Source organism: Eubacterium sp. AF16-48 (assembly GCF_003479405.1).
GTDB classification, from domain to species: Bacteria; Bacillota; Clostridia; order Lachnospirales; family Lachnospiraceae; genus Eubacterium_G; species Eubacterium_G segne.
The window spans coordinates 89,417-101,953 of the sequence record NZ_QUHB01000003.1; the positions used below are offsets into that span (position 1 = coordinate 89,417).

The 12,537-nt window shown below is 35.4% G+C and carries 10 protein-coding genes and 1 pseudogene; all 11 read left to right on the forward strand.

The annotated features are described in order from the left end of the window. The first annotated feature begins 3 nt into the window (after nt 1–3). Nucleotides 4–1,353, forward strand: a complete 1,350-nt coding sequence (locus tag DWW68_RS04780; protein ID WP_118589146.1) for an acetyl-CoA carboxylase biotin carboxylase subunit — start codon at nt 4–6, stop codon at nt 1,351–1,353. Between the two features lie 56 nt (nt 1,354–1,409). Next, a complete protein-coding gene (locus DWW68_RS04785) occupies nt 1,410–3,083 on the forward strand; it encodes an acetyl-CoA carboxylase carboxyltransferase subunit alpha (protein ID WP_199641180.1) in 1,674 nt (557 codons plus the stop codon). A gap of 8 nt (nt 3,084–3,091) precedes the next feature. Beyond that, nucleotides 3,092–4,150, forward strand: a complete 1,059-nt coding sequence (locus DWW68_RS04790; RefSeq protein ID WP_118589145.1) for a nitronate monooxygenase family protein — start codon at nt 3,092–3,094, stop codon at nt 4,148–4,150. Nucleotides 4,151–4,211: 61 nt separating this feature from the next. Continuing rightward, nucleotides 4,212–4,775, forward strand: a complete 564-nt coding sequence (locus DWW68_RS04795; RefSeq protein WP_118589144.1) for a TetR/AcrR family transcriptional regulator — start codon at nt 4,212–4,214, stop codon at nt 4,773–4,775. Between the two features lie 229 nt (nt 4,776–5,004). Then, on the forward strand, nt 5,005–7,491 hold the full coding sequence (locus DWW68_RS04800) for a beta-1,3-glucanase family protein (protein ID WP_118589143.1): 2,487 nt from the start codon (nt 5,005–5,007) through the stop codon (nt 7,489–7,491). Between the two features lie 248 nt (nt 7,492–7,739). After that, nucleotides 7,740–7,811, forward strand: a pseudogene (locus DWW68_RS13685) (hydrolase); the annotation flags it as partial. 104 nt (nt 7,812–7,915) lie between these two features. Further along, nucleotides 7,916–8,671: a tRNA threonylcarbamoyladenosine dehydratase gene (locus DWW68_RS04810; protein ID WP_118589142.1), complete on the forward strand. Its 756-nt coding sequence runs from the start codon at nt 7,916–7,918 to the stop codon at nt 8,669–8,671. 156 nt (nt 8,672–8,827) lie between these two features. Continuing rightward, a complete protein-coding gene (locus DWW68_RS04815; RefSeq protein WP_118589141.1) occupies nt 8,828–9,274 on the forward strand; it encodes an Rrf2 family transcriptional regulator in 447 nt (148 codons plus the stop codon). Nucleotides 9,275–9,676: 402 nt separating this feature from the next. Then, nucleotides 9,677–10,510 carry a MetQ/NlpA family ABC transporter substrate-binding protein gene (locus DWW68_RS04820; RefSeq protein ID WP_118589140.1) on the forward strand — a complete coding sequence of 278 codons (834 nt, stop codon included), beginning with the start codon at nt 9,677–9,679 and terminating at the stop codon, nt 10,508–10,510. A 62-nt stretch (nt 10,511–10,572) separates the two neighbouring features. After that, complete coding sequence (locus DWW68_RS04825) at nt 10,573–11,361, forward strand: ATP-binding cassette domain-containing protein (RefSeq protein ID WP_118589139.1); 789 nt, start codon at nt 10,573–10,575, stop codon at nt 11,359–11,361. Then, complete coding sequence (locus DWW68_RS04830) at nt 11,351–12,013, forward strand: methionine ABC transporter permease (protein ID WP_021953696.1); 663 nt, start codon at nt 11,351–11,353, stop codon at nt 12,011–12,013. Before DWW68_RS04825 ends, DWW68_RS04830 begins: the two co-directional genes overlap by 11 nt. Nucleotides 12,014–12,537: the final 524 nt, after the last annotated feature.

Consider the following 12,537-nt stretch of genomic DNA (forward strand, 5'->3'; position numbering starts at 1 on the left):
AAATTGATTAAAAAAATGCTGATTGCTAATAGGGGAGAAATAGCAGTAAGAATCATAAGAGTCTGTCGTGAAATGGAAATAGAAACGGTGGCTGTTTACTCAGTTGCAGATAAAGAAGCACTACATACACAGTTGGCAGATGAAGCAGTGTGCATTGGCGGAGCTTCCTCTGAAGACAGTTATCTTAATATGGAAAGTATTATTAGTGCTGCGGTTACTCATGGGGCAGATGCCATACATCCGGGATTTGGATTTTTATCTGAAAATCCCCAGTTCGCAAAGTTATGTAAACAATGCAATATAACATATATTGGCCCTGATTACACTGTAATTGAAAAAATGGGAAATAAGGTTGCTGCAAGGCAAACTATGATTAATGCTAAAATTCCTGTAGTACCGGGGACTAATAATGAGATAAAGGATTTAAATCATGCATTACAGGAAGCAGAAAAAACAGGTTATCCTGTAATAGTAAAAGCGGCATCAGGAGGGGGAGGAAAAGGCATAAGAGTTGCTTATAATAAGGATGAATTAAAATCGGGATTCTTGGCTGCCTGTAAGGAAAGCATGGCATCCTTTGGGGATGATACCATGTATATGGAAAAGTTTATAGAAAATCCAAGACATATAGAGTTTCAGATTCTTGCAGATAATTATGGCAATGTCATTCATTTAGGGGAAAGAGACTGTTCCATACAACGTCACCATCAAAAGATACTTGAGGAAGCACCATCTGTTGTTTTAAGTGAAAATCAAAGAAAAGAAATGGGAAAAATGGCAGTAAGAGCAGCTAAGGCAGCGGGATATAAAAATGCAGGAACAGTAGAATTTTTGTTGGATAAAACAGGAAAATATTATTTTATGGAAATGAATACAAGGATTCAGGTAGAACATCCAATAACTGAAAGCATTACCGGAATTGATATAGTAAAGGAACAAATATTGATTGCCCAGGGAGAGAAACTTAAGTTAAAACAAAATGATATAAAATTAACGGGACATGCCATAGAATGCAGAATAAATGCAGAAATTCCTGAAAAGAATTTTATGCCAAGTCCCGGCACCATAGTTGCTCTTCATTTTCCGGGAGGAAACGGAATAAGAACAGATTCAGCAGCATTTTCAGGATATACAGTTCCGCCATACTATGACTCAATGTTGGCAAAACTTATTGTGCATGGAAAAGACAGGAATGAGGCAATAAAGAAAATGAAAAGTGCATTAGGGGAAGTGGTAATTGAGGGGGTTCACACTAATATTGACTATGCATATGACATTATTAATAACAAAGATTATATTTCAGGAAATTTTGATATAAATTTTCTTGAACATTTTAATTGGAATAAAGGTTGATGAAGGGGGCAAAGAAATTTGCCCTGATATTATATAGGTAGAAATAGGAAACAAAAATGATAATAAAAAATCTTATAAAAAAATCGGACATAAAAATAAGAGAAAGTAAGGCGGATGTGCCAAAGGGATTATATGTAAAATGCAAAAGCTGTAAATCACCGGTATTGGCTGATGATGTAAAAAGAAATAGTTATGTATGCCCTAAGTGTGGTGGATATTTCAGATTAAATGCAAGAAACCGATTGAAAATTATAGCCGATAAAAAGTCTTTTGAAGAATGGTTTTGCAATAGTGATTTTGTAAATCCTTTAAAAGATGCAGCCTATATGAAAAAATGGACTGACACAAGGGAAAAAACTAAAACTGACGAGGCTGTTATAACAGGGAAAATTTCGGTAAAGGGGAGTCCGGCAGCCATAGCAATTATGGACGGACGTTTTATGATGGCAAGTATGGGAAGCATAGTAGGGGAAAAAATTACGAAAACAATAGAAAAAGCCCAAAGGGAAAATCTTCCCCTAATAATAGTTGCCTGTTCAGGTGGTGCCAGAATGCAGGAGGGAATAGTTTCTCTTATGCAAATGGCAAAGACCTCGGCAGCATTAAAAAAATATAGAAACAGTGGAAATCTGTATATTTCTTTACTGACAGATCCTACAACAGGAGGTGTTACTGCAAGCTTTGCCATGCTGGGAGATATTATTTTAGCAGAACCTAACGCTCTTATTGGATTTGCAGGCCAAAGAGTAATAGAGCAGACTATCGGTCAGAAACTTCCAAAAGGTTTTCAAAGCTCAGAGTTTTTATTAGAACATGGATTTATTGACGCAATTGTTGAGAGAGATAAGTTAAAAAATACCCTTTCTTATATTATAAAGATGCATTATGAAAGTGACAAAAATGCAAATTATGTAAGCCAAACAAAAACAGATAATGTAGTCAGGGACAAGCTTACTCCATGGGAAAGAGTTGTTAAGGCAAGGGATAAGATGAGACCTACAGGTTTAGATTATATAAATGGGTTAATTGATGATTTTATGGAATTTCACGGTGACAGATATTTTGGAGATGACAGGGCAATTGTAGGTGGAATAGGATATTTTCATGGAAAGCCGGTAACAGTAATTGCCAATACAAAGGGGCATAATACAAAGGATAGCTTAAAGCGTAACTTTGGAATGGCAAATCCGGAAGGATATAGAAAATCCATACGACTTATGAAACAGGCAGAAAAATTTAAAAGACCAATAATTTGCTTTGTGGACACGGCAGGGGCTTTTTGTGGTGTGGAAGCGGAAATGCGGGGGCAGGGCGAGGCAATAGCTAATAATCTTTTTGAAATGTCAGACTTAAGAGTGCCTGTTTTGTCCATTGTAATTGGAGAAGGGGGAAGTGGAGGTGCATTGGCGCTGGCTGTGGCAGATGAGGTGTGGATGCTGAAAAATTCGGTATATTCTATTTTATCTCCTGAGGGATACGCAAGTATATTGTTTAGGGGAACGAAGAAGCCGGAAGAAGTTGCAGGACTAATGAAACTTACGTCTTTTGATTTATTACAATTAAATATAATAGAAAAAATAATTGACGAACCGGAGCACTATTCTGTTGAAAATATGGAAGAAACCATAAAAAATATAGATGAAGAAATACAGGGATTCCTTAGCAGATATGAGTCATTAAATGCCTTAGAACTTGTGGAAAAAAGATATGACAGATTTAGAAGAATGTAGGAGTAACAATGAAAGTAAAAACATTAAAAATAGGAGATTTAACAGCAAGGATTCCATTAATACAGGGAGGAATGGGGGTGGGAATATCTCTTTCGTCTCTGGCAGGAACAGTGGCAAAATGTGGTGGAATAGGTGTTATTTCCACAGCACAGATAGGATACAGAGAACCGGATTTTTATAGTAATACTTTGCAGGCAAATTTAAGGGCAATAAACAGCGAAATGAAAAAAGCAAGAGAAATAGCTCATGGTGGAATAATAGGATTTAATATAATGGTGGCACTTAACCATTATAAGGAGCAGGTCATGGAAGCGGTAAAGGCGGGAGCCGATGTCATTATTTCGGGAGCCGGACTGCCGGTTAAATTACCGGAATATATAGGGGAAAGTAATGTGAAAATTGCCCCGATTGTGTCGGGAGAAAAGGCAGTAAAAGTTATTTTAAAATATTGGCACAAATATTATGGAAGAACGGCTGACTTTATTGTCATAGAAGGACCAAAGGCGGGAGGACATCTGGGATTTTCAAAAGATGAAATTATAAAATACAATAGCAACTTAAATTTTGACGATGAGGTTAAAAAAATTAAAAGAGTAGTCATGGAATATGAAAATTTATATGGAGAACATATACCATTAATTTTAGCTGGGGGGATTGAGAGCAAAGATGATGTACAACATGCTTTTGATTTAGAAATGGACGGAATACAAGTAGCTTCAAAATTTGTTACTACGGTAGAATGTGATGGGGATATACGTTATAAAAACGCATATGTCAGTTCAAATAAGGAAGATATTACTATAGTCAAAAGTCCTGTGGGAATGCCGGGAAGGGCGATAATTAATTCATTTATGGAGAAAGTTATAAAGGGTGAAAAATTTCCACCATCAAAATGTCTTAGATGCTTGAAAAATTGTAATCCTAAAGAAATTGATTATTGTATTACTGAGAGACTTATCGCAGCAGCAAAGGGTGATATTGAAAATGCACTTTTATTTTGTGGGGCGAAAGCATACATTCAGAAGGATATTAGCACTGTAAAAAATGTAATTGATGAGTTGTTTTAAGATGGTAAAGTTGACAAAGGGGGAAAAATTTTTTATAACATAAGTTGTTGTGAGGTAGTTTATGGAAGAAAAAAAAGACAGACGAATTATAAGAACTAAAAAGTTAATTGTAGATGCTCTTATTTCTATTCTGAAGGAAAAAAGTGTTGAAAATATAACGGTCAGTGAATTGGCAAAAAAGGCGGATATTACAAGAGCAACATTTTATCAGTATTATAAAAGTCCTGTGGAAATGTTAGAAACTCTTCAAAATGAAATCACCTATGATGTGGAAGAAATTGTTTTAGAAACAGAAGGAGGAGATGCCTACGGTTTTTTCAACAGACTGTTTAATTATTTTTATAATAACCCACAAAAGGGCAAATTGCTAAGTTTTCCCATAAACAACATTAGTGGTCAGGAAAAAATAGGAAATAACTTACATGAAAAATATATGCTGAGATGGAAAGACGAATTTCAGGATAAATCGTTAAAACAATTTGAATATTACAGGTACTATATTATTTTTGGTTGTATATCAGTTTTGGAAAATTGGGTACAAAAGGGTATGCAGGAAACTCCTGAAGAAATGGCGGAGACCGCAGTAAGCTTTTTACCCAAGGAAAAGATTTATTTGAAAAAATAGAATTTATATTATGTAATTGTAAATAATGCACAAAAAAAGTGATAAAATATAAAAAATATTAGCTATAAGTAAAAAATGAACCCGTTTTTGTAAATATTATACCTTGATAAAAACAATTCAATTAGAGAAACTGAATGTAAGATGTAAAGAATTGTTTCTTTACATGAGCGTTATAATTTATCCGAAATTATAGGAGGGATTATACAATAATTTATAAAGGAGAAGTTTTATGAAAAAGCAACTATTTTCAAAAATGGGAAAGTATGTTTTGTCGGCAATCATGTTTGTTTTTATGATTGGGCAGGTTGTGGGATTTTCTGCCAATGTAAAAGCAGATGACAGTGTTGGTTTGGAAATTAACGGCTACCAGATTAACACATCCATGGAGGCGTTTAGAACATTGTATTCTGTTTCTGACCCTTCAGACAAAGTGGAAGAGGTAGGTCTTGTGTACGGACTTACAAAATATGTGAGTGAAAGTGATATGGTGGTAGGAAGCACAAATAACACAGTATACTCGCATTCAGCTACAGCAGAAGGAAAGAATAACATATGCTATAGTGAAATGGAAAGTGCACAAACATATGTAATGACAATGGAATTTGTTAAGAATGTTGATTTCTTTAAAAATCAGATTAGCGTAAGACCATATGCAAAGTTAAAAGATGGAACTTATGCATATGGAGAGATTGTATCAAAATCCGTTTATCAGATAGCTGATGTTTTATATCAGAATCAGTTAATGGGAAATGCAGCAAAGCATGACTATCTGTATAACAATATTTTGTCATTTGTAGATTCTTCATATGTTAAGAAGGATTTCAAAGGCTCTTCAACTATAGTTAAACCGGGTACAGCAGAGGAAACTACAGTTAAGGCTACTGAAGCAACGACAGCTAAGCCGTCTACAGGTGATTATACAACTGATAAGTCAATAGCAATGCCATTTGGATTAGTGGCAGCTTCACCTTCTAACGGAACCATAAGTATAGTTTGGGGACGTGGTGACATAGATTTATATAATGTATATATTAATGGAGTATTAGTTTCAAAAGAAGTATCGTGTGCATCATATGATTATCAGGGATACGCGCAGGGTACATATACAGTAGCAGTAGCCACAGTAGTAGGAAGCAGTGAATCTGAAAGAGTGACAGCAACTGTTACAGTTGGTGGTAGTTCAGAACCTGTTACGGCAGCACCAACTCAGGCTCCGACAGTAGTACCGACTCAGGCTCCGACAGTAGTACCGACTCAGGCGCCTACTCAGCAGGAAACATCTTCAATAGATTTTACAACAGATGATTCAATAGCAATGCCATTTGGAATGGTAGTAAGTTCTCCATACGATGGTGCTGTTAATGTGGTTTGGGGACAGGGAACCGTAAACTGCTACAATGTTTATGTTGATGGTGAACGCAGGCGTACAGGTGTTAAGGCACAGTCAATAACAATGCCGGTTTATTTTGAAGGAACCCATACGGTAGCAATTACTACAGTAGTAGGAACAAGAGAATCTAAGAGACTTGAAATGACAATTGCAGTTAAGGGAATTGGTGAAAAGGAGACCGAGCCGGAAACATGTCCACCGGAATTAAAACCACAGCTTAGAAGTGATTTATCATTTAGGGATGATAAAATTTTAATGCAGCTTAACAATAAGACTAATGGCAAGTATTCAAACAGTCAGGTATATTGGTGTTTATTAGGATATAATGCTGCACATCAGCTTTGTTATATGGATAAAAACGGAAATCTTATCCCTGCTAATATGGGAATGAACAACGTTAAGGTAGGGGACAGAATGGTTGCAGATGTATGCTATACATTAGAAGAAGCAGACCATGTATATGTACCATCTATTAAGTCAGGAAGAATGTATTTAAGCTATGAAAAGCCTATTTACATCACTTTCAATCAGGCTTCTGATGGAACTATTGGTTTTGCAGGTCCGGATTTAAATAATGCATCAGATCCTAATGCTAATACATTATTTGAATTTGCTGAATTTACAATTGATGGCAAGTATTATTGGGGTAATACAACAAGAGTTGATTATTTCAGCTTCCCAATGATTACAAGACTTATTGGTCATACACAGTATGAAACATATGATAAGGTAGTTGGTGATATCGGTACAAGAGATGGAATATTTGCTAAGTTCTTACAGAATGCACCGGAAGCATATAAGTATTGTGTAAATGACAAACGTATTATGGCACCATGTAAGGCAGCATTAAATTCAGGTCAGGCATATGCTAATTACTTCGACGGATATATTAATGAATTCTGGGCTAAGTACACAAATGAAGATTTAGTATTTAGTAGCGAGGCAGGTTCCTTTAGAGGACGTGTTGTAGGAAATCAGATTCAGTTTAGAAGAGATGGTGACAGCACTGTTTATGTGGTAGATAAGCCATCAACTCAGGATGTGTTAGAAGGAAAAGGTGCATTTGCCAGGGGTAATTCAGTAGAATTAGCCATTGAAGCACAGCTTTGTGCAGCCTTTAACAGAGGTGTGGCAACAGAGCCTTCTAATTGGTATAAGCCAAATAAATATTACAAGAATTCAATAAATAACTATTATGCAGGATTCTTCCATGAAAATTCAGTAGTAGGATTGGCATATGGTTTCTGTTACGACGATGTAAATGATCAAAGTACATTACTTCAGTATGACAACGCAGATGCCCTTGTTATTGATTTGAAGTGGTAATTTATAAAAATAAAATATTTAAATGATCCAAATATGGAGACTGTTAAAACCGTAATAAACGGTGGAAACAGTCTCTTTTTTGTGCGACGAAAGCTTATTAAGATGAATGTAGTCAAGCTTTGAAAAGGTGGTTAAATTTGTTATTTTCGATTATTGCAGGATTATTGCAGGCTAAAATAGTTTCTGTTGACAATTGATGACACATAGGAGTAAAATCCTATTAGTCAAATAGGATAGGGAGAACTGAAATGAGAGAACATATTTCAAGGAAAGATGCATTGGAGTTGTTGAAAAAATACAATAAGGAACCATTTCACATTTAGCATGCACTTACAGTTGAGGGTATAATGGAGTGGTATGCCACGGATATGAACTTACCGTGCGTTCATGTGAGCAGGATATAATTAAGGCCATGGAGGAATAAATGTTAAACCAGTTTTCAAGGACAGAATTATTATTAGGAAAAGAGAAAATGGAGTACCTTAAGAATGCCAGAGTAGCAGTGTTTGGAATAGGTGGTGTAGGCGGATATACAGTTGAGGCATTAGCCAGAAGCGGAGTGGGAACACTTGATTTAATTGATGATGATAAGGTGTGTCTTACTAATATCAACAGACAGATAATTGCTACAAGAAGCACTGTAGGTAAGTATAAGGTAGATGTTGCAAGGGATAGAATATTGGACATAAATCCTGATGCAAAGGTAAATATATATAAGACATTTTATATGCCGGATACAGCGGAACAATTTGATTTTTCATCTTATGATTATGTGGTGGACGCCATAGATACGGTAACAGGAAAAATACAGCTTGTAATGCAGGCAAATAGCTGCAATGTGCCTATAATAAGCTCCATGGGTGCAGGAAACAAAATGGACCCTACAGCCTTTGAGGTGGCAGATATTTACAAAACATCAGTATGCCCTTTAGCCAAGGTAATGAGAAGAGAATTAAAAAAACGTGGCATTAAAAAGTTAAAAGTGGTGTATTCAAAGGAAAAAGCCATGACACCTATAGAGGATATGGCAATAAGCTGTAAAAGCAATTGCATATGCCCTCCGGGAACTGCCGGAAAGTGCACCCAGAGAAGACAGGTGCCGGGAAGTAATGCTTTTGTTCCATCTGTAGTGGGGCTAATAATAGCAGGCGAAGTCATAAAAGATTTGACAGGAATGTAAGTAATAAATAGCAATGAGACAGTAAAAAGTTATTTCGACCTAAGGGTTGGGATAACTTTTTCTTTTAATAAATTAGTTGACAAAAATATGAATCAGTAATAGAATGTTTATAACCCATTAAACATATAGGAATTGTATAAAAAGAGGAACTAAATTATGAAACTATCAAAAAAAAGCAGATATGGTATTACTGCATTAATAGACCTGTCAATTAATTCAAAAAGCGGTCACGTGTCTTTAAGCAGTATTGCTGAGCGTAATGATATATCACCACAGTATTTAGAGCAGGTATTTGCCGGACTTAGAAGATACGGAATAGTAAAAAGCATTAAGGGGGCTCAGGGAGGTTATCTGTTAAACAAGCCAGCCGAAAAAATAGCAGTGGGAGAAATTATTGAGGCATTAGATGGAACATATAGAATTGAGGATGATGTTACAGGAAATGAAGAAGAGGAAAGGGTTGCTGACAGAATAATTCAGGAGTCAGTTATTGACATAATCAATGATCAGCTAGACAATGTACTTCTTAATATTACGTTGGCTGATTTAGAAAAGGATTATTTAGAATATAATGCTACTGATGACCAGATGTATTATATTTAATTTCAAAAAATATAAATTTTCTATTGACACCGTAGGAAATAGATGATAAGATACCACACATGAAACAAAACCTATTAAATATATAGGAATTACGATAAGTATAAGGAGGAAAAAAGATGCATACAATAGTAAGACTTGTAAAAGATACATACATGTGCTGTATGATGTGCTGCTTTCGCAGATATTACGTCATGCCTTGTTTGTGTGCGTCGGATTTTTAGACCTTAAGCAAATAAATATATGAGTAATATCTGGGAAGCATTCGGTGAGTGCTTCCCATTTTTCATGTTTAAGGAGTTTAAAAATGCCGGAATAACAATTGGGGAAAATTACATGGAAAGCAATTAGTACACAGGTACTATTTTACATAGATTAATTTTAAGAAAGAAAGAGGTATTCATTATGAAAAAAATAACATATTTATTATTAGCATTAGTATTAGCAATTGGAACATTAACAGCCTGCGGTTCATCTGATAAGGAGTCAGGAACAAAGGAAGCAGCGGGCAAAACCATAAAAGTGGCAGCATCAGCTACACCTCATGCAATTATTTTAGAAGAAGCAAAAACATTGCTTAAGAAGCAGGGCTGGGATTTGGAAATTAAGGTATTTGATGATTATGTTCAGCCAAACAACGTTGTTGAAAGTGGTGAATTTGATGCAAACTATTTCCAGCACATACCTTACTTAGAAAACTTTAACAAAGAAAAAGGAACACATCTTGTTAATGCCGGAGGAATCCACTACGAACCATTTGGAATTTATCCGGGAACAGAAAAGAAGCTTGACGAATTAAAGGAAGGGGACACAATAGCAGTTCCAAATGATACAACAAATGAGGCAAGAGCATTATTGCTATTACAGGATAATGGAATTATTAAGTTAAAAGATGGTGCCGGATTAGAGGCAACAGTTAAGGATATTGCAGAAAATCCCAAGAACATTAAAATTCAGGAATTAGAGGCTGCTCAGGTATCAAGAGTAAAAGATGAAGTGGCATTTGTAGTATTAAATGGAAATTATGCCCTTGAAGCAGGATATTCAGTTGAAAAAGATTCAATTGCATATGAAAAGTCTGATTCAGAAGCTGCAAAAACATATGTAAATGTAATTGCGGTAAAGGAAGGCAATGAAAATAATGAAGGAATTAAGGCACTTATTTCAGTTCTTAAATCAGATGAAATAAAGAAGTTTATTAATGAAAAATTTAACGGAGCCGTTGTTCCTTTTAAATAAAAAATACAATATTAACCAAGGGAGCCGAGGCTCCCTTTAGGTGCTTAAATTAGGAGAAAATTATGACACCAATAATAAAGGTAGAAAATTTAAATAAGACATTTAATGCAAAAAGCGGAAATGTTGAGGCTGTAAAAAATGTAAGCTTTGAAGTGGAAAAGGGAGATATCTTTGGAATAATCGGATTATCCGGAGCAGGAAAAAGTACATTAGTAAGATGCCTGAATCTCCTTGAAAGACCAACTTCAGGAAGAGTTCTCGTAGATGGAAAAGATTTGACAAAGCTTCCTAACAAGGAGTTGAGAAAGGCAAGACAAAATATCGGCATGATTTTTCAGCATTTTAATTTACTTATGCAGAGAAATGTTTTAGACAATGTCTGTTTTCCAATGGAAATAGCCGGAGTTAAGAAAAGTGAGGCAAGGAAAAGGGCGTACGAACTGCTGAAAACAGTGGGATTGGAGGATAAGGCAAAGGCATATCCTGCACAGTTGTCAGGTGGACAGCAGCAGAGAGTTGCCATAGCAAGAGTGCTTTCTAACAACCCGGAAATACTTCTTTGCGACGAGGCAACAAGTGCCTTAGACCCTCAGACTACAAAATCTATTTTGGATTTATTAAAGAAAATCAACAGGGAAAGAAACATTACCATAGTTATAATTACTCATTCCATGAGTGTGGTAAAGGATATTTGCAACAACGTTGCAGTAATGGAAAATGGAGAAGCAGTGGAAATTGAAACAGTAAAGGAATTATTTGAAAATCCTAAAACCAATATAGCAAAAAAACTTGTGTTAATTGGTGGAGGTGTTAATTTAAGTCAGAAGGAGTTGGATGAATATGTGGGATAACGCAACAATAACAATGCTTTTAGAAGGCGTGAGAGATACTTTATATATGACACTGGCATCCACTTTTTTCGGATATGTATTAGGACTTCCTTTAGGTGTCATATTAGCAGTTACTGACAAAGACGGCATAAAGCCAAATGCTTTTATATATAAGATATTAGATATAATTGTGAATATATTAAGAAGTATTCCGTTTCTTATTTTATTAATTTTAGTTATTCCTATAACAAGAGCCATTGTGGGAAAAACATATGGCTCCACAGCTACTGTTGTACCTTTGGTAATAGCAGCAGCACCTTTTATTGCCAGAATGGTGGAATCTTCTCTCAAGGAAGTAAACGGTGGAGTGATTGAAGCAGCCCAGAGTATGGGTGCCGGAACTTTCACTATAATATGGAAAGTTCTTTTGGCAGAGGCGAGAACATCCCTTTTGGTGGGAGTCACCATAGCCCTTGGCACAATTCTGGGATATTCCGCAATGGCAGGTGTAGTAGGAGGCGGTGGCTTAGGTGACATTGCCATAAGATACGGATACTACAGATACCAGACAGACATAATGCTTGTAACAATTGTTATACTTGTATTGCTGGTACAAATAATGCAGTGGGTAGGAATGCTTTTGTCTAAGAAGTTAGACAGGAGAAAAGCATAGGAAGAGTTTATGATGTAATATATAGGGACACTTTTTATGATGTAAATTATGTGGAAACATTTGTTGTAGTGATTTATTTTATATGGAAACATTTGTTGCAATGATTTATTTTATGTGGAAATATTTGTTGTAATGATCTATTTTATATGGAAATATTTGTTGTAATGATTTACGTTGAAATATTATTGTTAGATGGGAATAGCTATTCGGCGAAATACCCGGAAAATGGATTTATAATTCATATCCGGGTATTTTTGACTCTTAACAAAGAAATATTAAACTCCATACAAATCTAAAGATGCTCCAGAGGACGTAGGTACATTGAAATTGAAGATAGATCAAATAATTCATGTAAAAAAAGCAGATTCACAGGCTTGAGAGAAGCTCCAGAGAACGTAGGTGCATTGAAATTGAAAATATATCAAATAATTCATGTAAAAAAAGCAGATTCACAGGCTTGAGAGAAGCTCCAGAGAACGTAGGTACATTAAAATTGAAAATATAACAAAAAAAATCATGTAAAA